Annotated in this window: 21 protein-coding genes; 16 read left to right on the top strand and 5 right to left on the bottom strand. The window is 61.0% G+C overall.

What is annotated here, in order from left to right; translation table 11 throughout:
* Nucleotides 1-44: 44 nt before the first annotated feature.
* The 8 genes from KW838_RS24405 (at nt 45) to KW838_RS24440 (ending at nt 8171) form a co-directional block, all read left to right on the top strand.
* Nucleotides 45-1046 carry a PleD family two-component system response regulator gene (locus KW838_RS24405; RefSeq protein WP_102699040.1) on the top strand — a complete coding sequence of 334 codons (1002 nt, stop codon included), beginning with the start codon at nt 45-47 and terminating at the stop codon, nt 1044-1046.
* A 207-nt stretch (nt 1047-1253) separates the two neighbouring features.
* A protein-coding gene (gene prfB, locus KW838_RS24410) for a peptide chain release factor 2 (protein WP_095965010.1) occupies nt 1254-2349 on the top strand; the annotation gives its coding sequence in 2 pieces (ribosomal slippage) (nt 1254-1325 and nt 1327-2349; 1095 coding nt in all).
* A gap of 95 nt (nt 2350-2444) precedes the next feature.
* On the top strand, nt 2445-3947 hold the full coding sequence (lysS, locus tag KW838_RS24415; protein ID WP_033047908.1) for a lysine--tRNA ligase: 1503 nt from the start codon (nt 2445-2447) through the stop codon (nt 3945-3947).
* 111 nt (nt 3948-4058) lie between these two features.
* The gene (locus tag KW838_RS24420) at nt 4059-4763 is read left to right on the top strand and encodes a TetR/AcrR family transcriptional regulator (protein ID WP_081500975.1); all 705 of its coding nucleotides are present in this window, start codon (nt 4059-4061) and stop codon (nt 4761-4763) included.
* A gap of 158 nt (nt 4764-4921) precedes the next feature.
* A complete protein-coding gene (locus KW838_RS24425; protein WP_102699039.1) occupies nt 4922-5476 on the top strand; it encodes a hypothetical protein in 555 nt (184 codons plus the stop codon).
* 32 nt (nt 5477-5508) lie between these two features.
* Nucleotides 5509-6786 (top strand): flavohemoglobin expression-modulating QEGLA motif protein, encoded by a 1278-nt coding sequence (locus KW838_RS24430; protein WP_007975033.1) that lies wholly within the window; start codon nt 5509-5511, stop codon nt 6784-6786.
* Between the two features lie 144 nt (nt 6787-6930).
* On the top strand, nt 6931-7845 hold the full coding sequence (locus KW838_RS24435) for an alpha/beta hydrolase (protein ID WP_218503807.1): 915 nt from the start codon (nt 6931-6933) through the stop codon (nt 7843-7845).
* Nucleotides 7842-8171 carry a hypothetical protein gene (locus tag KW838_RS24440; RefSeq protein ID WP_008051386.1) on the top strand — a complete coding sequence of 110 codons (330 nt, stop codon included), beginning with the start codon at nt 7842-7844 and terminating at the stop codon, nt 8169-8171. The genes KW838_RS24435 and KW838_RS24440 overlap by 4 nt, the downstream gene beginning before the upstream one ends.
* A 140-nt stretch (nt 8172-8311) precedes the next feature.
* Here KW838_RS24440 and KW838_RS24445 read toward each other — a convergent pair whose 3' ends face one another.
* From KW838_RS24445 to KW838_RS24455, 3 genes are all read right to left on the bottom strand, one after another.
* Complete coding sequence (locus KW838_RS24445; protein ID WP_102699408.1) at nt 8312-9109, bottom strand: OmpA family protein; 798 nt, start codon at nt 9107-9109, stop codon at nt 8312-8314.
* A gap of 45 nt (nt 9110-9154) precedes the next feature.
* The gene (locus KW838_RS24450) at nt 9155-9568 is read right to left on the bottom strand and encodes a DUF4398 domain-containing protein (protein WP_218503808.1); all 414 of its coding nucleotides are present in this window, start codon (nt 9566-9568) and stop codon (nt 9155-9157) included.
* 315 nt (nt 9569-9883) lie between these two features.
* On the bottom strand, nt 9884-10228 hold the full coding sequence (locus KW838_RS24455; protein ID WP_102699406.1) for a pilin assembly protein: 345 nt from the start codon (nt 10226-10228) through the stop codon (nt 9884-9886).
* Between the two features lie 201 nt (nt 10229-10429).
* Between KW838_RS24455 and ppc the strand changes: the two genes are divergently transcribed.
* The 6 genes from ppc to KW838_RS24485 all read left to right on the top strand — a co-directional run bounded on the left by ppc (nt 10430) and on the right by KW838_RS24485 (nt 17006).
* Entirely contained in the window at nt 10430-13060 is a 2631-nt protein-coding gene (ppc, locus tag KW838_RS24460) for a phosphoenolpyruvate carboxylase (protein ID WP_218503809.1), read from the top strand.
* Between the two features lie 288 nt (nt 13061-13348).
* A complete protein-coding gene (gene adk / locus KW838_RS24465; RefSeq protein WP_218503810.1) occupies nt 13349-13996 on the top strand; it encodes an adenylate kinase in 648 nt (215 codons plus the stop codon).
* Between the two features lie 94 nt (nt 13997-14090).
* Nucleotides 14091-14765 carry a tRNA (adenosine(37)-N6)-threonylcarbamoyltransferase complex dimerization subunit type 1 TsaB gene (tsaB, locus tag KW838_RS24470; RefSeq protein WP_218503811.1) on the top strand — a complete coding sequence of 225 codons (675 nt, stop codon included), beginning with the start codon at nt 14091-14093 and terminating at the stop codon, nt 14763-14765.
* A 217-nt stretch (nt 14766-14982) separates the two neighbouring features.
* A complete protein-coding gene (locus tag KW838_RS24475) occupies nt 14983-15288 on the top strand; it encodes a hypothetical protein (protein ID WP_218503812.1) in 306 nt (101 codons plus the stop codon).
* The gene (locus KW838_RS24480) at nt 15288-16148 is read left to right on the top strand and encodes a DUF72 domain-containing protein (protein ID WP_102699403.1); all 861 of its coding nucleotides are present in this window, start codon (nt 15288-15290) and stop codon (nt 16146-16148) included. Before KW838_RS24475 ends, KW838_RS24480 begins: the two co-directional genes overlap by 1 nt.
* A gap of 36 nt (nt 16149-16184) precedes the next feature.
* Nucleotides 16185-17006 carry an isocitrate lyase/phosphoenolpyruvate mutase family protein gene (locus KW838_RS24485; protein WP_218503813.1) on the top strand — a complete coding sequence of 274 codons (822 nt, stop codon included), beginning with the start codon at nt 16185-16187 and terminating at the stop codon, nt 17004-17006.
* 3 nt (nt 17007-17009) lie between these two features.
* Here the strand turns inward: KW838_RS24485 and KW838_RS24490 are convergent, their stop codons facing one another.
* Nucleotides 17010-17630, bottom strand: coding sequence for an energy transducer TonB (locus KW838_RS24490; RefSeq protein WP_102699401.1), 621 nt, complete (start codon nt 17628-17630; stop codon nt 17010-17012).
* A gap of 93 nt (nt 17631-17723) precedes the next feature.
* On the opposite strand from KW838_RS24490, the gene KW838_RS24495 reads away from it, so the two are divergent.
* Nucleotides 17724-18506 carry a class I SAM-dependent methyltransferase gene (locus KW838_RS24495; RefSeq protein ID WP_256358963.1) on the top strand — a complete coding sequence of 261 codons (783 nt, stop codon included), beginning with the start codon at nt 17724-17726 and terminating at the stop codon, nt 18504-18506.
* Between the two features lie 138 nt (nt 18507-18644).
* Here the strand turns inward: KW838_RS24495 and KW838_RS24500 are convergent, their stop codons facing one another.
* Nucleotides 18645-19283: a TetR/AcrR family transcriptional regulator gene (locus KW838_RS24500; RefSeq protein ID WP_102699400.1), complete on the bottom strand. Its 639-nt coding sequence runs from the start codon at nt 19281-19283 to the stop codon at nt 18645-18647.
* 93 nt (nt 19284-19376) lie between these two features.
* Between KW838_RS24500 and KW838_RS24505 the strand changes: the two genes are divergently transcribed.
* Nucleotides 19377-20477, top strand: coding sequence for an efflux RND transporter periplasmic adaptor subunit (locus tag KW838_RS24505; RefSeq protein ID WP_102699399.1), 1101 nt, complete (start codon nt 19377-19379; stop codon nt 20475-20477).
* The last annotated feature ends 3 nt before the right edge of the window (nt 20478-20480 follow it).

The following is a 20480-nucleotide window of genomic DNA, read 5'->3' on the forward strand; positions in this document are numbered from 1 at the left end:
CTTTTTCCTCATTCCTGGCTCAAGTAGTACTCAGGTGACCGCACATGAATGAATTACAGCTCGACGACTTCAAGACCGATGAAAACGCCGCCATGGTGTTGCTGGTGGACGATCAGGCCATGATCGGCGAAGCCGTGCGCCGGGGCCTGGCGAACGAAGAGAACATCGATTTCCACTTTTGCGCCGATCCACACCAGGCCATCGCCCACGCGGTGCGCATCAAGCCGACGGTCATCCTGCAGGATCTGGTCATGCCCGGCCTTGACGGCCTGAGCCTGGTGCGCGAATACCGCAATCACCCGGCGACCAGGGACATTCCGATCATCGTCCTGTCGACCAAGGAAGATCCGCTGATCAAGAGCGCGGCGTTCGCGGCCGGGGCCAACGATTACCTGGTCAAGCTGCCGGACACCATCGAACTGGTCGCGCGCATCCGCTATCACTCGCGGTCCTACATGACCCTGCTGCAACGGGATGCGGCCTACCGCGCATTGCGGGTCAGCCAGCAGCAACTGCTCGACACCAACCTGGTCCTGCAACGCCTGATGAACTCCGATGGCCTGACCGGGTTGTCGAACCGTCGGCACTTCGATGAATACATGGAGCTGGAGTGGCGCCGTTCGCTGCGTGAGCAGAGCCAGTTGTCGTTGCTGATGATCGATGTCGACTACTTCAAGGCCTACAACGACAGCTTCGGCCACCTGGAAGGCGATGAAGCCCTGCGCAAGGTCGCCACGGCGATCAAGGAAGCCAGTGCCCGGCCTTCGGACCTGCCGGCCCGCTACGGTGGCGAAGAGTTTGCCCTGGTGCTGCCCAACACCTCCCAGGGCGGCGCGCGGCTTGTCGCCGAGAAGCTGCGCCAGACCGTGGCAGCCCTGAAGATCCCGCATAACTCGCCGGCCGAAGGGTCGAGCCTGACCATCAGCATCGGCCTGTCGACCATCACCCCGAAAGCGGGCAGCAACTGCCGCGACCTGATCCTGGCGGCGGACAAGGGGCTGTATTCGGCGAAGAACAACGGGCGCAATCAGGTAGGGATCGGTTGAACACCACGCCCCTGTAGGAGCGAGCCTGCTCGCGATGATCGTTAACGATGACGATGGCTATCTGAATAAACGCGGTGCCTGAGCGTTTCTCGCGAGCAAGCTCGCTCCTACAGGGACTTGGCATTTCGGCCAAGCGGACTGCCGTTTTCGGCTGTTTCCCGGTATACTCGCCGGCTTTCAAAAGTTCGCCAACGAGTGCTGCCCGTCATGGAAATCAACCCGATCCTGAACACCATCAAGGACCTGTCCGAGCGCTCCGAAACTATTCGGGGGTATCTTTGACTACGATCAAAAGCATGAGCGTCTGACCGAAGTCAATCGCGAGCTTGAAGATCCGAGTGTCTGGAACAAACCTGAATACGCCCAGGAGTTGGGCCGTGAGCGCGCTGCGCTGGCGCAAATCGTCGATACCCTGGACGAACTGAACACCGGTCTGGCCGATTGCCGCGACCTGCTGGACATGGCTGTCGAAGAAAACGACGAAGGCGCAGTGGACGATGTCGTCGCCGAGCTGGCCCGTCTCGAGGAAAGTCTGGCCAAGCTGGAATTCCGTCGCATGTTCAGCCACGAGATGGACCCGAACAACGCCTACCTGGACATCCAGGCCGGTTCCGGCGGCACCGAAGCCCAGGACTGGGCCAACATTCTGCTGCGCATGTACCTGCGCTGGGCCGACAAACGCGGTTTCGACGCGACCATCATGGAATTGTCCGCCGGTGAAGTCGCCGGGATCAAGGGCGCGACCGTGCACATCAAGGGCGAATACGCGTTTGGCTGGTTGCGCACCGAGATCGGCGTGCACCGCCTGGTGCGCAAGAGCCCGTTCGACTCCGGCAACCGTCGCCACACCTCGTTCTCCGCGGTGTTCGTCTCGCCCGAGATCGATGACAAGGTGGAAATCGAAATCAACCCGGCAGACTTGCGGATCGACACCTATCGTTCCTCGGGTGCCGGTGGTCAGCACGTAAACACCACCGACTCGGCCGTACGTATCACCCACGTACCGACCAACACCGTGGTCAGCTGCCAGAACGAACGTTCCCAGCACGCCAACAAGGACACCGCCATGAAAATGCTGCGGGCCAAGTTGTACGAGCAGGAAATGCAGAAGCGCAACGCGGCGTCCCAGGCGCTGGAAGACACCAAGTCCGATATCGGCTGGGGTCATCAGATCCGTTCGTACGTGCTCGATGCCTCGCGGATCAAGGATCTGCGCACCAACATCGAACGCAGCGACTGTGACAAGGTGCTCGATGGCGACATCGACGAATACCTGGAAGCGAGCCTGAAGTCCGGGCTGTAAGTTTCTGACACACCGCGATCCCCTGTAGGAGCCGGCTTGCCGGCGATCCCCGGCCGCAGGCCGGGGAAAACGAACCAGATGGAATATTTAAAGACATGAGCGACCTAGAACTCGACCCGCAAGCCCTGCAACAGGAAGAAAACTCCCTGATCGCCCTGCGCAAGGAAAAGCTTGCTGCCGAGCGCGCCAAGGGCAATGCCTTCCCCAACGACTTCCGCCGCGAAAACTACTGCGATGCACTGCAGAAACAGTACGCGGACAAGACCAAGGAAGAGCTGGCAGAGGCTGCGATCCCGGTCAAGGTTGCCGGTCGTATCATGCTCAACCGTGGCTCGTTCATGGTGATCCAGGACATGACCGGTCGTATCCAGGTCTACGTCAACCGCAAGACCCTGTCTGAAGAAACCCTGGCCGCGGTGAAAACCTGGGACATGGGCGACATCATTGCTGCCGAAGGCACCCTGGCCCGTTCCGGCAAGGGTGACCTGTACGTTGAAATGACCAACGTGCGCCTGCTGACCAAATCCCTGCGCCCGCTGCCGGACAAGCACCACGGCCTGACCGACACCGAACAGCGCTACCGCCAGCGCTACGTTGACCTGATCGTCAACGAGGACGTGCGCCAGACCTTCCGCGTGCGTTCGCAAGTCATCGCCCACATCCGCAGCTTCCTGATGAAGCGTGACTTCCTGGAAGTGGAAACGCCGATGTTGCAGACCATTCCGGGCGGCGCGGCAGCCAAGCCGTTCGAAACCCACCACAACGCGCTGGACATGGAAATGTTCTTGCGTATCGCGCCGGAGTTGTACCTCAAGCGCCTGGTTGTCGGCGGCTTTGAGAAGGTGTTCGAGATCAACCGCAACTTCCGTAACGAAGGCGTTTCGACTCGTCACAACCCTGAATTCACCATGTTGGAGTTCTACCAGGCCTACGCCGACTACGAAGACAACATGGACCTGACCGAAGAACTGTTCCGTGAACTGGCGCAGCTGGTTCTGGGCAGCACCGACGTGCCGTACGGCGACAAGGTGTTCCACTTCGGCGAGCCGTTCGTGCGCCTGTCGGTGTTCGACTCGATCCTCAAGTACAACCCCGAGCTGACCGCTGACGACCTGAACGACATCGACAAGGCTCGCGCCATCGCCAAGAAAGCCGGCGCCAAGGTGCTGGGCTTCGAAGGCCTGGGCAAGCTGCAGGTGATGATTTTCGAAGAGCTGGTCGAGCACAAGCTGGAACAGCCGCACTTCATTACCCAGTACCCGTTCGAAGTGTCGCCGCTGGCCCGTCGTAACGACGACAACCCGAACGTCACCGACCGATTCGAGCTGTTCATCGGTGGTCGTGAAATCGCCAACGCCTACTCCGAGCTGAACGACGCGGAAGACCAGGCCGAGCGTTTCATGGCCCAGGTGGCCGACAAGGACGCCGGCGACGACGAAGCCATGCACTACGACGCCGACTTCGTGCGTGCGCTGGAGTACGGCATGCCGCCAACGGCGGGTGAAGGCATCGGTATCGACCGTCTGGTGATGCTGCTGACCAACTCCCCGTCGATCCGCGACGTGATCCTGTTCCCGCACATGCGGCCGCAAGCGTAAGTGTTTCAATTAAAAAACCGCCTTTTCAGGCGGTTTTTTATTGCCTGTCTGGTACAAACGTATCAACTTGTTAGTTTCATCTGAGAGGAAATACCTGTCGTGATTCGTGCAATGGCTCAAGAAGGTGCAGCGGGTATCGCCACTGCGGTCGCTGAAAGTGTTCAGTACCAGGGCCGCAAGGCCAGCCGACAGGGCAGTGAGCAGCGTCGACAGGACATTCTCGACGCCGCGATGCGCATTGTCGTGCGCGATGGCGTGCGCGCCGTACGGCACCGTGCGGTGGCCGCCGAGGCGCAGGTGCCGTTGTCGGCGACCACTTACTATTTCAAGGATATCGATGACCTGCTCACCGATACCTTCGCCCAATACGTGGAACGCAGTGCCGCCTACATGGGCAAGCTGTGGGTGAACAACGAGGGCCTGCTGCGCGACATGATCGCCAGTGGCGATGGCAGCCCGCAGGCGCGCTCGAAACTGGCGGACGATATCGCACGGCTGATGACCGACTACGTTCACCGGCAACTGATCAATCGCCGCGAACACCTGATGGCCGAGCAGGCGTTCCGCCAGGAAGCGTTGCTCAACCCGCGCCTGGCCGAGCTGGTGCGTTCGCATCAGCAAATCCTGTTGCAGGGCTCTTGCCAGTTGTTCCAGGTGCTGGGCTCGCGGGAGCCGCATCAGGATGCCAAGGTGTTGACGGCAATTATCGGCCGGATGGAATATCAGGGCCTGCTCAACGTAGACGAGCCTGCCGCCGAAGAGGAAATGCTCGGCATCCTGACGCGCTACATGCATCTGGTGCTGGCGTCGGAGTAGTCCAGGCTGGTGCTTTCCCCTGTGGGAGCGAGCTTGCTCGCGATAGCGGTTTACCATTCAACATTAATGTTGTCTGACACACCGTCATCGCGAGCAAGCTCGCTCCCACAGGGGAATGTGTCCACCTTGGGGCGGTGTGTATTCATAGGGAGTATTGAATGAAAGCCTGGCGTGTCGTTGTGATCGCCTTGTCGTTCTTGCTGCTCAGTGGCTGTCTGGTGTCCTTCAAGGAACCGCTGCCTGCAAGCGACCCCGCGCCCAAAGGATTACTCGGCAAATGGACCAGCACCAATGCCTGGGGCGAGGCGCTCAACCTCGAACTGACCCGCCTCGGCGACAACCGCTATCAGGCCGTCAGCTATTACCGGGCCAGGCCCGGGGAGCGGGAGGCCTATCCTTTCACGGTGTCGCGTCATGGCAGCCGCTGGTACCTGTCGGCGAAGGTGCCGGCGCAGTTCGGCGGGCATTTCACCCTCGGCGGTTTTGAACTGACCGACAAACATGAGTTGGTGGTCTACAACCTCGACCTCGACCAGATCAACCAGGCCATCAAGCAAAAAGTCCTGAGCGGTGAAAGCTTCCAGACCCGCGATGGCGATGGCGTATTGATCGACAGCCACATGGATCAAGTCGCCGCCTACCTCGACGACCCGGCCAATTCCGATGTGTTCGTCGAAGCGGTGCGCTATCAGCGCCAGGCCAAAGCCAAGTAAGCAGCACCCACAGGTTTCTACAGGAGTTTCGCGTGGACGATTACCAACAGTCGATACGCATTTTGTCCGATCGCATCGTGCTGGCACAGACGCCGATCCGCGTACTCGATGCGGTCAAATGGGATGACAACATTCGCAAGGGCTTCCTCAAGGCCAAGGGCAAGGAAATGCCGGCGGTGGACCGCGACTACTACCTCAACCGGCCGCTGGCGTTCGACTCCAGCAAAGTGAAGCTGGAGTTCCAGAACATCGAGCGCGACATCACCCGCCAGCTCGGCCAGTTCAACCCCGTCGGCCAGATCATGCGGCGCATGTGCAAGGAGTACCGCATGGTGGTGCGCATGCTCGAAGCGCGCGGCACCGAGGATTTCGGTCTGATTTCCCAGGAGTTGTACGGCGCCGCGTCCGACGCATTCCATGCCGGCGACCCGACCCTGTCCGACCTGGGCATGATGCTGTCCGAATACCTGAACAACATCGACGGCCGTGGCGACCTCAAGGACGAGCCGAAGACGCTGACGGCCAAGGATGCGGTCGACTTGTTGCAGCACCGGTTGAACAAGGTGTTTGGCGAAGCCGAGGAAACCATCCGGGTGTTCGAGTCCGACGGCATCGTCGCCGATGCGGCGGCCGGCGCCGACTACATCAAGATCCGCTCCGACGCGATGTTCAACCAGCGCGATGTGCGCGCCCTGGAGGTCCACGAGGGGCTGGTGCACGTCGGCACCACGCTCAACGGCCTGAACCAGCCGATTTGCACCTTCCTCGCCAAAGGCCCGCCCTCGTCGACGGTGACCCAGGAAGGCCTGGCAATCCTGATGGAAATCATCACCTTCGCCTCCTACCCGAGCCGTCTGCGCAAACTGACCAACCGCACCCGCGCGATACACATGGTGGAGGAGGGCGCGGATTTCCTGCAGGTGTTCGAGTTCTTCCGTGAGCAAGGTTTCGAGATGCCCGAGAGCTACAGCAACGCCAGCCGCGTGTTCCGCGGCTCGGTGCCGACAGGTCTGCCATTTACCAAAGACTTGTCCTACCTCAAGGGCTTCATCATGATTTACAACTACATTCAACTGGCCGTGCGTAAAGGCAAGCTGGAGCAGATACCGCTGTTGTTCTGCGGCAAGACCACCCTGGAAGACATGCGTACCTTGCGTCAGCTGGTGGACGAAGGCCTGGTGGTGCCGCCCAAGTACCTGCCGGAACAGTTCCGCGACATGAACGCGTTGTCGGCGTGGATGTGCTTCTCCAACTTCCTCAACCACCTGAGCCTGGACCGGATCGAGGCGGATTACTCGAATATCCTGTGAACAATGAATTCCCCTGTGGGAGCGAGCTTGCTCGCGATAGCGGTCTCACATTCAACACTTCTGCTGTCTGATACACCGCCATCGCGAGCAAGCTCGCTCCCACAGGTGATGTGTTCCAGCTCAATACTTGCGAGGTTTCAACGGATGAGAATCCTCGGCATCCTCTGCCTTCTCCTGACCTTGAGCGGTTGCAGCTCGCTGCTGTTCTATCCGGAACCCGGCCAGTTGTTCACCCCTGAAAAGGCCGGGCTTGAATACCGCACCGTCACCCTGAACACCGCCGATGGCCTCAAGCTGAATGCCTGGTGGCTGCCGGTGAAGCAGGGGGTTGAGGTCAAGGGCACGGTGCTGCACCTGCATGGCAATGGCGGAAACCTGCCCATGCACCTTGGCGGCAGTTTCTGGTTGCCGAAAAATGGTTACCAGGTGTTGCTTGTGGACTATCGCGGTTACGGCCTGTCCGAAGGCGAACCCAGCCTGCCGGCGATCTACCAGGACATCGATGCGGCGTTCGCCTGGCTGGACAAGGCGCCGGAGGTTCAAGGCAAGCCGCTGATCCTGCTCGGCCAGAGTCTCGGTGGCTCGATGGCCGTGCATTACCTGGTCCAGCACCCGCAACGGCAGAAACAACTGAAGGCATTTGTCCTCGACGGCGTGCCCGCCAGTTATCGCAGTGTCGGTCGGTATGCGCTGAGTAATTCATGGGTGTTCTGGACGTTCCAGGTGCCGTTGTCGTGGCTGGTGCCGGACGGCGACAGCGCGATCAACTCCATGGCGCAGCTTAAAGATGTGCCGAAACTGATCTACCACAGCATCGACGATCCGATTGTGCCTCTTTCCAACGGCATCCGACTGTATCAAGCTGCGCCGCCCCCGCGGGTGTTGCAACTGACCCGTGGCGGTCACGTGCAGACGTTCGCCGACCCGGTCTGGCGTACCGTCATGCTGCGCTATCTCGATGACCCGCAGCATTTCAACGGCCTGCGCCGCCTGGGCGAGATCCCCAATTACCCGGCACCCCCGAATTCTGAAGATGAACCACCAGAGAGTCCGCAATGAGTGAAGAACGTAACGCCATCCCGCTGATCATCACCGGTATCTGCAGCATCCTCGGCACCGTCGGTGCCCTGTGGTGGTACGGTTACCTGCACTTCGCCAAACCCGAGGATGCGTTGCTGCTCAACGAATTCACCATGCTCAAGACGATTCCGGGCGAAGACTACAAAGTCTCCCTGGAACCGGCGGCGCAAGTGGCGCAGTGCATCGATGGCGTGCTGGTGCTGTTTGACATGGAACAGAAAGGCCTGACCGGTGTGCTGGTCGACAGCAAGAAAAAAGCCGTGCGTTGCATGGGGCAGGAGACGCCGCAGAAGCTGGAGCAGTAACCCGGTTCCAACTCACAACACAGATCCAATGTGGGAGCGGGCTTGCTCGCGAAGGCGGTTTAACTTTCAGCAATAATGCTGACTGATACACCGCCTTCGCGAGCAAGCCCGCTCCCACATTTGGTTTGTGTTGTGGTTGTTTATTGGGTGTATGAACTCACCGCCGAACGCGGCATCACCGGCTGGTTATCATTGGAAATGGTCACCTCCACCCGACGGTTCATCGCCCGGCCCGAGGTGCTTGAGTTATCCGCCACCGGATACTCCTTGCCGTAACCCTGGGCAACGATGCGCGCCGGGTCGACGCCCATCTTCACCAGGGCCGCGCGCACGGAATCCGCGCGACGCTCCGACAGCGACTGGTTGTGCGATGCGGTACCGGTGCTGTCGGTATAACCCTCGACAATCACTTTGCGGTCGGGGTTTTCCTGGAGGTACTGCGCCAGTTTGTTGATGTTCATCAGGCCGTTGGATTTCAGTTCGGCCTTGTCCGTGGCGAACAGCACATCCCCGAAGGTCACCAGCGTCCCGCGCTCGGTCTGCCTGGCGTTGAGGCTGTCCTTCAGTTGTTTGATCTGCTGATCGCGGCCTGCCAGGCGGGCCTCGGCCCGTTGTGCCGAGGTGTTTTTCAGATTGGCTTCGGCGGTGCGCAGGGCAATGGTCTGCTTGGCCACTTCAACCCGCTGGTTGGTCAGATAGGCAAGCTGGTCAACCTTGGCTGCGTCTTCCTTGTCCCTGTAGGCCTGGTCGGCCTTGTCCAGATAATCGCTGGCCTCCTTGGTTTCCAGGGCTGCGACTTTGCTGGCCTGCGGGTCGGCTTGCAGGCCGGTGTAGTTGGTGCGGGCCTGCTCGAGGTTGGCGTTGGGCGGCGTGGAGCAGGCCGCCAGGGCCACGGTGACAGCCAGCAGGGCAGGGATCATCAGTTGATTGCGTTTCATGATTTCGTCCTTTTAGTCGAGTGGGAATGCGTGGAGCCGCGCCGTTTACTGAACGGTGCGCTGGCTTTCCTGACGCAATTCCTGAACGCCTTTCTGCGCGTCCTTCACGGATTGTTCAGCCTTCATCGCCTGGGCCTTGCGCTCGGCGACACGAGCGTCCCACTCGGCCTGTTCGGCGAGTGTCCGGGCCTGGTCATATTTTTTGTCGTGCATGGCGATTTCGGCTTGCTTGAGCTTGTCCTGGGCCGACTTCATTTCCACCGCGGCGAACTCGGTGCCGCCGGCGCTCACGGCGTCGTTGACGGCCGATTGGGTCACCGCGTACTGCTCGGTCGGCGGGTTACCGGCGCAACCGGCCAGGATCAGGCTGCTGCCGAGGGCCAGCGCCGCCAGCTGGAGGCCGCGCGAATGAGTGAACGAGGATGTGCCGGATCGGGTTTTCATGGTCTTCAACTCCATTGGGCTAACTCCTGAAAAGCATTGAATCCATCCTGGGCAGGGCGCTGAAGCCATCAATTGCGGGGTGTTTTGAAACGCTCGTCCCAGGCGTGGTTACTTGGGTTGACCCGAGGCTTTTTTTGAAAGTTCAGAGAATTTAGCCGGCTATCGAAAAAACTTTGACCGAATCGACAGGGCTCAAAATCGCATAGTTGCAGGACCGAGCCTGCTCGCGATGGACTTCACTACGCCGCGTTTATTCAGTCATCACGCGGTTTCGTTAACGATCATCGCGAGCAGGCTCGCTCCCACACAGGGAGGCGTGCGGGCAAGGAATCAGTGTTTCTGTTTGTCCTCGGGCACTGACATGTCGTGCAGATGCCGGCGGGACAGCGCCAGAAAACGCGGAGTCGGCCCGATGTCTTCGTACAGCGGGTCGCCTTCTTCGTCGGTGGCGACCACGGTCGAGCCTTTCACGTACGGGAAGCTTCTTTCCAGCTCTTCGAGCGCGGCGCCGATCAGGTCGCCAAGCAGTTCTTCGGGATGCCGCTTGGGGTACATCTCGACGAGCGCGGCCAGCCGTGCGGCAGACTCCACATCCAGATGAATCGAGTAGCCGGTGTCGGTCAGGCGACCCTTGGCGTTTTCTTCCCAGTGGTGGGCAAGCTCGCGAATTTTCATAGTGACCTCATGGCGCGACCGCTCGTGGCGGGCAGGGTGAGTGTCCGGCGTTGGCCGGCGACAGCCGTTGTACGGCTTATCTTCAGACTAGCTTCAACAGGCAAGGTTTGAAGGCCCTTCGTCGTCTTGCTTGTAAGAACCTGTCTGGGGCGGCACTCTCTAGGTTCCAAGCCGCCCGGATTTTTTGCTGGAGACCTGCTGATGACCGATATTGATGCACGCTTGCGCGAGGACGTTCACCTGTTGGGTGAGCTGTTGGGCAACACCATTCGTGAACAATATGGTGATGGCTTTCTCGACAAGATCGAGCAGATCCGCAAGGGCGCCAAGGCTGACCGGCGCGGCTCCATGGACGCCGAGCTCAGCGCCAGCCTCAATCAGTTGACCGAAGACGAGCTGTTGCCGGTAGCGCGGGCGTTCAACCAGTTTCTCAACCTGGCCAATATCGCCGAGCAATACCAGTTGATTCACCGTCGGGAGGAGTCTCAGCCGGCACCGTTCGAAGCCCGGGTATTGCCCGAATTGCTCGCTCGCCTGCGCGCCGAGGGTCATGGTGCCGACGCACTGGCCCGGCAATTGGGGCGACTGGAGATTGAACTGGTGCTGACCGCGCACCCGACCGAAGTCGCGCGCCGCACGCTGATCCAGAAGTACGACGCTATCGCCGCGCAACTGGCGGCTCAGGATCACCGCGACCTGACCAGTGCCGAGCGCGAGCAGATCAAAACCACCTTGCAGCGCCTGATTGCCGAAGCCTGGCACACCGAGGAAATCCGCCGCACGCGTCCGACGCCGGTGGATGAGGCCAAGTGGGGTTTCGCGGTGATCGAGCATTCGCTGTGGCAGGCCATTCCCAATTACCTGCGCAAGGCCGATCAGGCCCTGCACGCCGCTACCGGCTTGCGCTTGCCACTGGAGGCGGCGCCGATTCGCTTTGCCTCGTGGATGGGCGGCGACCGCGACGGCAACCCCAATGTGACGGCAGCAGTTACCCGAGAGGTTTTACTGTTGGCGCGCTGGATGGCGGCTGATCTGTACCTGCGCGATGTCGATCACCTGGCGGCTGAACTGTCGATGCAGCAGGCCAGCGATGAATTGAAGGTCAAGGCGGGTGACAGTGCCGAACCTTACCGGGCCGTGCTCAAACAGCTGCGCGAACGCCTGCGGGCGACGCGCAACTGGGCGCACACCTCGTTGGCGACGCCCACGCCGGCACCGGCCGACGTGCTGCAAAACAACCGCGAACTGCTCGACCCGCTGGAGCTGTGCTACCACTCGTTGCACGAGTGCGGCATGGGCGTGATCGCCGACGGACCGTTGCTCGACTGCCTGCGCCGGGCGGTGACCTTCGGCCTGTTCCTCGTTCGTCTGGATGTGCGCCAGGACTCGTCGCGACACAGCGCGGCCATGACCGAAATCACCGACTACCTCGGCCTGGGACGCTACGAGGACTGGAGCGAGGAAGAACGCATCGCTTTCCTGATGCGTGAACTGAACAACCGCCGGCCGTTGCTGCCGGCGTACTTCAAGCCCTCCGCCGACACCGCCGAGGTGCTGGCGACCTGCCGGGAAATCGCCGCTGCACCGGGGGCGTCCCTCGGTTCCTATGTGATCTCGATGGCCGGTGCCGCTTCCGATGTGCTGGCGGTGCAATTGTTGCTCAAGGAATCCGGCGTGCTGCGGCCGATGCGCGTGGTGCCGCTGTTTGAAACCCTGGCCGACCTCGACAACGCCGGTCCGGTGATCGAGAAGCTGCTGCTTTTACCGGGCTATCGCTCGCGCCTGCAAGGGCCGCAGGAAGTGATGATCGGCTATTCCGATTCGGCCAAGGACGCCGGCACCACCGCGGCGGCCTGGGCGCAGTACCGGGCGCAGGAGCGACTGGTGGATATCTGCCGCGAACAGCAAGTGGAACTGCTGCTGTTCCACGGCCGCGGCGGCACCGTGGGGCGTGGCGGCGGCCCGGCCCATGCGGCGATCCTGTCGCAGCCGCCGGGTTCGGTGGCAGGGCGCTTCCGCACCACCGAACAGGGCGAAATGATTCGATTCAAATTCGGCCTGCCGGACATCGCCGAGCAAAACCTCAACCTGTACCTGGCCGCCGTGCTTGAGGCGACCTTGCTGCCGCCGCCGCCACCGACGCCTGAGTGGCGCCATTTGATGGACGAACTGGCCGCAGACGGCGTCAGCGCCTACCGCGCCGTGGTGCGGGAGAATCCGCAGTTCGTGGAGTATTTCCGCCAGTCCACGCCGGAACAGGAACTCGGTCGTTTGCCCCTGGGCAGTCGCCCGGCCAAGCGCCGGGCCGGGGGGATCGAAAGCCTGCGGGCGATTCCGTGGATCTTCGGCTGGACCCAGACACGCCTGATGCTTCCAGCCTGGCTGGGTTGGGAATCTGCCCTGAGCAAGGCACTGGAGCGTGGTGAAGGCGAACTGCTGGGGCAGATGCGTGAGCAATGGCCGTTCTTCCGCACCCGCATCGATATGCTGGAGATGGTCCTGGCCAAGGCCGATGCCGACATTGCCCAGTCCTATGACGAGCGTCTGGTGGAGCCGAATCTGTTGCCATTGGGTGCGCATTTACGCGACTTATTGTCGCAGGCGTGCACCATCGTCCTCGGCCTGACCGGGCAGTCGCAGCTACTGGCACATAGCCCGGCGACCCTTGAGTTCATCCGCTTGCGCAACACTTACCTCGACCCGCTTCATCTATTGCAGGCCGAGTTACTGGCACGTTCACGCTTGCAGGACGTGGCGCAGGGCAGCCCGGTAGAACAGGCCCTGCTGGTGTCTGTTGCGGGGATTGCCGCCGGTTTGCGTAACACCGGCTAAGGTTTTCGCCATGGGGACAGGCATCCGGCAGGTGAGGCGGATGCCGCCGCAGGACGGGTTGAAATGTACTGTCAGGCGACAGTTAATGTTGGGGTTGCGACTTGGGGAACCGTGCGCAATGGTCGCAGGAGGCAGCGGTTTCTCCGACTTTTGGCGTCTTGTGTGGGGGCAGCCTGCTGTGTATCTTGATCAGCCTTTGGCCGTTTGGGCGGCCACGACCCTTTTTTTGAGATTGGCCCCACGAGGCGAATCTGACGTTATCCATATAAAAAATTGAGGAGCACATCGATGCGCGTCATTCTGCTGGGAGCTCCCGGGGCCGGTAAAGGTACTCAGGCTAAGTTCATCACCGAAAAATTCGGTATTCCGCAAATCTCCACCGGCGACATGCTGCGTGCAGCGGTCAAGGCCGGCACCGAGCTGGGCATCAAGGCCAAGAGCATCATGGATGCCGGTGGCCTGGTGTCCGATGACCTGATCATCGCACTGGTCAAGGACCGCATCGCCCAGTCCGACTGCGCCAACGGTTTCCTGTTCGACGGCTTCCCGCGCACCATTCCCCAGGCTGAAGCCCTGGTGACTGCCGGCATCGAGCTGGACGCAGTGGTTGAAATCGCCGTCGAAGACGAAGAAATCGTCCAGCGTATCGCCGGTCGTCGTGTTCACGAGGCCAGCGGCCGCGTGTACCACATCGTCTACAACCCGCCGAAAATCGCCGGCAAGGACGACATCACCGGTGAAGAGCTGGTACAGCGCAAGGACGACACCGAAGAAACCGTGCGTCATCGCCTGTCGGTCTACCACTCCCAGACCAAGCCGCTGGTGGATTTCTACCAGAAGCTGTCGGCTGCCAATGGCAAGCCGCAGTACAGCCATATCGAAGGCGTCGGTTCGGTTGAAGCGATCACCGCCAAGGTGCTTGAAGCCCTGAGCTGAAAAGTCTGAATCGCTTCATCTTCCACGGCCCGCTTGCGGGCCGTAGTTGTTTATACTGACGCACTTTTTCTGACCTCTTGCTACGGATACATCGATGAGCACCTTGCTGGCCCTGGACACCGCGACTGAAGCTTGCTCCGTTGCCTTGCTGCATGACGGCAAGGTCACGAGCCATTACGAGGTGATCCCGCGCCTGCACGCGCAGAAGCTGTTGCCGATGATCAAGCAATTGCTGGCCGATGCTGGCACCACCCTGCAAGCAGTCGATGCCATTGCGTTCGGCCGTGGCCCGGGAGCCTTCACCGGTGTGCGCATCGCCATCGGCGTGGTGCAAGGCCTGGCGTTTGCCCTGGATCGCCCGGTGCTGCCGGTGTCGAACCTGGCCGTGCTGGCGCAACGTGCATTGCGCGAACACGGCGCCACTCAGGTCGCTGCGGCCATCGATGCGCGCATGGACGAAGTGTATTGGGGGTGCTACCGCGAAACGGCCGGGGAGATGCGCCTGGTGGGCGCCGAAGCGGTACTGCCGCCGGAGTCCGCGGCATTGCCGGCCGATGCCGGCGGCGAGTGGTTCGGTGCCGGCACTGGTTGGGGGTATGGCGAACGTATCGCGGTCAGCCTGAGCGGCCAGGACGCAGGCATGCTGCCTCACGCTGAAGATTTGCTGACCCTGGCGCGGTTCGCCTGGGAACGCGGTGAGGCGATCGTGGCCGACGAGGCGCAGCCGGTTTATCTGCGTGACAAAGTGGCCACACCAAAGGCGCGTTAACCGTAAAAGATCGCAGCCTGCGGCAGCTCCTACAGGGGAATGCGATCTTCTGTAGGAGCTGCCGCAGGCTGCGATCTTTTCCAGGCACCACCAATCGTCATTTTCTAACCCCAGCTTTTAAACCTTTTGCCTTTTATGTGTTCTAGTTATCACTCGGCGGTTTGCGAAGTGGGGTTTGCGCCACTAAACTGCCATCACTGATTCCGAGTATGCACGTATGCGTATCGACGGCGTTTCCTCTCAGTCCTACCCCATCAAGCGCAAGCCACGCAAAGACCGTGTGGTGGAAGACGACGCCATTGATATCGAAGGCGAGCTGGAATTCCCGACTGAAGAGCAACTGGCTGCCCGCGCCGCCAAAGCCTCTGCGCAAAAACTGAGCAATCTTCCCGCCCGTCAGCAAGACATGATTTACCACCGTGCCATGAGCAAGAGCGTGGCGACGGCGCTGGCCAGCTACCTGAGTACCGCCGGTTTCGTCGATTGGGATGCGGATGTGCTGGGTCTCGACCTGTACATCTGATGTTGCTGCCGTATTACCTCGGTTGCCCGTCCTGGAGCGAGAACGCCTGGCGCGATTACCTGTATCCGCCGCACGCCAGACCCGCCGAGTTTCTTGATCTCTATTGCCAGGTTTTCAATGCCGTAGAAGGCAACACGACCTTCTACGCCAGCCCGGCTGCCAGCACCGTGCAGCGTTGGGCCGAAACCATGCCGCAGCACTTTCGCTTTACCGCCAAGTTTCCCGGCGAGATCAGCCACGGTGGCGATCTGCGCGAACAACTGACAGCCGCCGAAACCTTCCTGCAATTGCTCAGTCCGTTGGGTGATCGGGTGTCGCCACTGTGGTTGCAGCTGTCGAAAAACTTCACGCCCCAACGCTTGCCCGAGCTGGCCGGATTTATCGATGCCCTGCAGCGCCCACTGGCCGTTGAAGTGCGCCATGGCGATTTTTTCGCCAAGGGAGACAGCGAGCGAATGCTCAATCGTCTGCTGCTGGATCGCGGTGTTGAACGCATCTGTCTTGATCCCCGTGCGTTGTTCAGTTGCACATCGACCGAGCTTTCGGTGCTTCACGCCCAATCGAAGAAGCCCCGGGTGCCTCCGCGTCCGGCGGCGTTCACGCAGTGTCCGCAGGTGCGTTTTATCGGCCATCCGGTGCTTGAGGCCAACGATCCGTTCCTGGAGCCCTGGGTCGAGAAAATCGCGCTGTGGATCGAAGAAGGGCGCACGCCGTATATCTTCCTGCACACCGCCGACAACCTGCTGGCCGCGAAACTGGCGCAGCGTTTTCACGCCAGGCTGATGCTGCGTCTGCCTGGCTTGCCGGCGCTGCCTGAGCTATACAGAGAACCCGCCGCCGAGCAACTTGGCCTGCTCTGAGGCGGATTCTTTCCCCCCTTTTCAGGAGCCTGCCCCATGGATGCGCAAACCCTTCGAGCCCAGGCGTTCAAAGCCCTTCACGAACGCTCCGGCGCTTTTGTGATTCCCAATCCGTGGGATGCCGGTTCCGCGAAGATGCTCGCCAGCCTCGGCTTCGAGGCGCTGGCGACCACCAGTGCCGGTTATGCCTTTTCCCAGGGCCGTGCCGATGGCGGCTTGAGCCTCGACGATACCCTGATGAACGTTCAGGCGATTTTCGCCGCCACTGACCTGCCGATTGCCGTGGACCTGGAAAACGGTTTTGCCGACAACCCGGCCGACTGCGCGAAAAGCATTTTGCGCGCGGCAGAGGCCGGAGCCGTCGGGGGTTCGATTGAAGACGCCACCGGCCGCGAAGAAGGTCCGATCTACTGTTTCGACCATGCGGTGGCGCGCATCGAGGCCTCTGTGGCTGCCGCTCGCAGTTTGCCATTCCCCTTCACATTGACCGCCCGGGCCGAAAACTTCCTGCACGGCAATCCTGATCTGGCCGACACCATCCGCCGCTTGCAGGCATTCGCCGAGGCCGGTGCCGATGTGCTTTACGCACCCGGTCTGCGCAGCGCCGAGGATGTGCTGGCGGTGGTGCGCGCGGTGGCGCCCAAACCGGTGAATGTGTTGATGTCGGGCGGCTTGAAGCTGACGGTCGCGCAGTTGGCTGAAATGGGCGTCAAACGCATCAGCGTCGGTTCGGCGCTGGCGTTGGCGGCCTATGGTGAATTCTTCCGCGCCGCCGAAGAAATCCAGACATCAGGCACGTTCGGCTTCACTTCGCGGTCGATGCCGTACCAGAAGGCCAATCAGTTCTTCAAAGGCTGAGGGTCAGGCGGCGATGCGCAGGTTTTGCAGGATGATCGGGCGCGCCCAACCATTGTCGAAATCGAGTTGTTTCTGCTGTTCCACCAATTCTTCCGGAGAGAACGGCGGGAACGGCTTGTCGAGCAGATCCAGATCGAATTCGGCAATCGGCAGGTGCAGTGGACGTGGTTGCGGGGCGGGGCCGCCTTCTGGCAGTGGCTGACCGGCGTTGAGCACGATCGGGCGAACCCAGCCGCTGTCGAAGTCCTGTTGTTTTTGCTGGGCGACGATTTCATCCGCCGGGAATGGTGGGAATGGCTTGTCGGCCAGGTCCATTTCGAATTCGGCAATGGGCAGGAACAGAGGCTCTGGCGGGCGGACCTGGGTCTCTTTGACGTCGCACTCTCGCTGGGAAACGATGTGTTCCAGCAGATCGCTGCCAACGGTCGGCTCGACCGGGCTTTCGAGATCGACCGGTGGGAAATTCAGTGATTCAGGCAGCACATCACCCGACTGATCGGCCAGCGCACGGGCAAAGAAATCCTGCCAGATGTGACTGACACCGCTCAGTGCCTGGGTGTTTCGCAGGTTGTAATTGCCGTAGGGCGATATAAAACCTGTGATTGTGGGTTGAATGTCTGACATTTCTCTCGGTCGACGCTCAGCTCTGGCAAAATGCTCGATAGTTTTGTTATCGGCAGTTTTTGCCGATCATTAATTTTTTGAGCGTGTTTTCCGATGATTGATCAACCCGCGGCCTGCCGCATCCATGTCCAGGCGCTGGACGCGGCTTTCGAGCCACAAGCCGAGCAATGGGCCGAGCGCCTGGGCTTGCCGATGCAAGTGGCGGACGGCGAATTTGCCTTGCAGGTGGGTGACATGGGCTTGCAGCTGCAACAGCTGGGGCCGGATGCGCCGGGGCCGGTGCGGGTGGACTTCGTCGAGGGCGGTGCGGCCCATCGCCGGCTGTACGGCGGCGGCAGCGGGCAGATGATCGCCAAGGCTGTTGGCGTCGCCCAGGGCGTGCGCCCGCGGGTACTGGATGCCACGGCAGGGCTGGGCAAGGACGCGTTCGTGCTGGCCAGCCTTGGTTGCGAGATGAGCCTGATCGAGCGTCAGCCGCTGATCGGCGCCTTGCTGGAAGATGGCCTGGCCCGTGGCGCGGAAGACTTCGACGTGGCGCCGATCGTGGCGCGCATGCGGCTGCTCAGGGGCAACTCGATCGAGCTGATGCGCAACTGGGAGGGCGAACCGCCGCAGGTGATCTACCTGGACCCGATGTTCCCGCACCGAGAGAAAACCGCGCTGGTGAAGAAGGAAATGCGCCTGTTCCGGCCGCTGGTGGGCGATGACCCGGATGCGCCGGCCTTGCTCGAAGCGGCGCTGGCCCTGGCCAGCCACCGGGTGGTGGTCAAACGCCCGCGCAAGGCGCCGTGCATCGACGGGCCGAAGCCGAGCCATGCGCTGGATGGCAAGTCGAGCCGGTACGATATTTATCCGAAGAAGGCTTTGAAGCCTTAAGACCGAGTCGCCTTCATCGCGGGCAAGCCACGCTCCCACAGGTTTTGTGCCGGGTTCAAAATTCGAGTACACCTCGGACCCTGTGGGAGCGGGCTTGCCCGCGAAGGCGTCGGTACTGTCAACGCAATGCTGTCAGGCTCACTCAGGCCGATAAGCCCGCATAAACAACCCCACCACTTCCCGCACATGGCTCTCCGCCTCCTCACCGACCGGCGGCTCGCCGCAGCCATACAGCAAGCGGAAATTTCCGGCGCCCTTGAGCAGGCAGAAGAAGTGCTCGGCGGCGTTGTGCGGCTTGTCGATGCTCAGCACGCCACTCTCGTCGATCCGGCTCAGCAAGCGTTCCATGCCATGCAGCATGCGCTCCGGGCCCGCCTCAAAGAAGATTTGCGCGAGTTTCGGGTCCTGGCTGCCCAAGGTCATCATCAGTCGATGCAGGTTCACTGATTCGTCACTGTTGATCAGCTGATGAAAGCCGCGCGCGATGTTCAGCAGCACGGTTTCCACTGCCGCGCCTTCGGGCAATTCGAAGAACAGCGGGGGCAACTGCTCCTCGCACTTGGCCACCACGGCGGCGGAGAACAGCGTCTCCTTGTCGTTGAAGTGGCTGTAGACCGTCAGCTTCGACACACCGGCCTCGGCTGCGACGGCATCCATGCTGGTATTGGCATAACCCTTACTCAGAAACAGCACTTTCGCCGCGTCGAGAATCGCCTTGCGCTTGACCAGATCCTTGGGTCTGCCTGGGCCATTGGGTGCTGAAAGATTGTTTGGCATATTCGCTTTTATTACTGGACTGGTGAGTTTGCTATTAATAACATACTGCTCAGTATAATTATTCAAAGCACCATTAGCGAAAGGTCCTTCACCATGTTCCGCTATGCCTTGCCCCTCGCGTTGCCAGTCACCCTGGCTGTTTTATTGTCTGCGTGTGGCTCCGACGAAGTGCCGCCAGTCAGCGTGCGCCCGGCCATGGTGGTTCAGCCAGAGCCTTCGGCACAGGCCATGGAAAGTTATCCAGGTGAAGTCCGTGCGCGTTATGAGCCGGACTTGGCGTTCCGCATCGGCGGTAAAGTCAGCCGACGACTGGTCGAGGAAGGACAGCGGGTCAAGGCCGATCAACCCTTGGCCGAGCTCGACCCTCAGGACGTGCGCCTGCAACTGGAGGCCACCCGGGCCCAGGTCGCTGCAGCTGAAGCCAATTTGAGCATGGTGCGTGCCGAGCGTGATCGCTATAAAACCCTGATGGAGCGTCAGCTGGTCAGCCGTTCGCAGTACGACAATCACGAAAACCTCTACCGCTCCGGCGAAGCGCGCCTCAAGCAAATCAAGGCCGAATTCAACGTTTCCAACAACCAGGCCAGCTACGCCGTGCTGCGTGCGCCGCAGGATGGCGTCGTGGCCAAGCGTCTGGTGGAAGTCGGGCAAGTCGTGGCCGCGGGGCAAACGGTATTCACACTGGCGACCGATGGCGAGCGTGAAGTCTTGATCAGCCTGCCGGAACAGAACTTCGGCCGCTTCAAGGTCGGTGAACCGGTGGCGGTGGAGCTCTGGACCCAGCCCGGCCAGCGTTTCGAAGGGCGCATCCGTGAGCTGTCGCCGGCGGCTGATCCAAAGTCCCGCACCTTCGCGGCGCGCATCGCCTTCACCTCCGGCAAGGTGCCGGTGGAGCTGGGCCAGAGCGCCCGGGTGTTCGTGCAGGCCGCCGACGTGGTGCCTTTGTCCGTTCCGCTGTCGGCGTTGACCGCAGAAAACGGCGTGACCTATGTCTGGGTCGTCAGCGCCAACAACACCTTGAAGAAAACCCCGGTGCGAGTGGGTGCCTTCGGTGAAAAAACCGTACCGGTGCTCGAGGGGCTCAACGCCAGCGACTGGGTCGTGGCCGCCGGTGTCCATGTGCTTCTCGAAGGGCAGCAGGTGCGTCCGGTGGATCGCTCCAATCGCGTGGTCAATCTGGCGGACAAGGAGTAAGCC

Source organism: Pseudomonas sp. PDM27 (genome assembly GCF_019219205.1).
GTDB lineage: Bacteria > Pseudomonadota > Gammaproteobacteria > Pseudomonadales > Pseudomonadaceae > Aquipseudomonas > Aquipseudomonas laurylsulfatiphila.